Consider the following 1,565-nt stretch of genomic DNA (forward strand, 5'->3'; position numbering starts at 1 on the left):
GGTATATGTGCATGGGTCCGGCCGGACCGAAAAGATGGGCGGCTATGTCAATGAAGCCGGTGAGATGTTCCAGAATCAGTTGCAGGAAACACTCGCCGTCCTGCCGCCGGATGTGCGTGCCCAGGTCGAAGCCTATCTCAACGGCGAGCTGGAGCTTTCGGAATTGGATCGTCAGGGCGCAGCAGGACGTGCCCTGAATGAGATCGATATTGCGGATTACGTAGAACAATATCAGCGCAACGTAGGGGCGATTGATTCTGTAGGGGCGTATGGCAATATGCCCCTACCAAATCCTTATGAACCGGAAGAACCCGACCTCACCGACCGCGGCATGATCGGGCGTGTTCCCATGCCACCCAATTGCTATTGGGATGCCGACACACAAGCCTGGGTGGAAATCGGTGAAGGGAAAGCAGAAGGCGGAGAGATTGCGGGAGGAAAAGCAGGAGATGCAGGGGGTGAGGATGGGAGTGGTTCATCAAAGAAGAAAAGTTATGTAAAAACAGCTTTCAATGCAGTTACCAAGAGTATGTGGCCCATGAAGCTCATTCCGACCGATACCATTGCCGAAGCAGCGAACCGGGCAAAACAAAAGGGAGATTCAGGAGCAACCGCAGGTGAAGAAGGCGGACAAACGGGGGCTGGCGGCGAACAGACCAGAGCGGGTGGCGAACAGACTGGAGCGGGTGGCGAATCAGGCGGTGCTCTAAAAGATCGCTACGACAATGATACCACTGGTATCGAAGCATTTGGGAAAGGCTATGTCGAAGGAGCATTGGGAGAATCCCAGGAAAAAAATGCCTATCTACCCAATCACCGATGGGCAAATAAAAAGACAAAAGAATATCGGGAAAAATCTGGTAAATACAAAGACGCTTTGGATGAGATGGATGAAGAAGCCAGTAAGAAAAAAGGTTTGTCCAAATATTCTGAAAAAGCTAAAATTAAAGCTACCAAAGCAGCTGTTGTCGGTGCTGATTTATTAGCGGAAGCGGTATTGGACATTCCTAAAATTGGTCAAGACCTACCCGAAGCACTGGATAGCACCAAGGAAGCAAGTAAGAAATTAGCCAAGGGTGATTTCAAAGGAGCGTTACGCGACGGCGGTAAGGCATTGGGTATTGCCAGCCGCGAAGCCGGAAGATTCAGCATCATTGGCGGCATCTCCAAAAAAGCAGCAAAGAAGTTGTTGAAGAAGGGCGGGAAGGAAGTAGTAGAAGATGTTGGGGAAGCCGCGGGGAGAGAAGCGGCGAAGAAAGCAGGGGAAGATATTGCCAAACCCAGATTACCTAAATATAGCTCATCAGATGTGGGCAAAGTAAAAAAAGTCAATATTCAAATAGACGATATAACCGCTAATAGAGCTCTTGTTGGTAAAGACAATGGGAAAATAGCTGTGGTAGGAAGAGGTATGAAGGAACGCGTAAATCCTTTTGCTGAAAAAATAGGTGCTGAAACATTTTCGCCTTCAAAAAAAGCATTGGATTTATATAATACAGGTGATGGTACCGGAGTATTTCAGCGAGTTTGACCTCAAGCCGCATGTAAAGCTACTTTCGTGATGC

At 48.6% G+C, this 1,565-nt stretch carries 1 protein-coding gene; it reads left to right on the forward strand.

Features of this window, described 5'->3' with window-relative positions; translation table 11 throughout:
• On the forward strand, positions 1 to 1,531 hold a 1,531-nt coding region (locus tag K8S19_03050; GenBank protein MCD4812653.1), incomplete at its 5' end, for a hypothetical protein.
• Positions 1,532 to 1,565: the final 34 nt, after the last annotated feature.

The sequence above is a fragment of the bacterium genome (assembly GCA_021108215.1).
Classification (GTDB): Bacteria; Oederibacteriota; JAAXVQ01; order JAAXVQ01; family JAUVAV01; genus JAIORK01.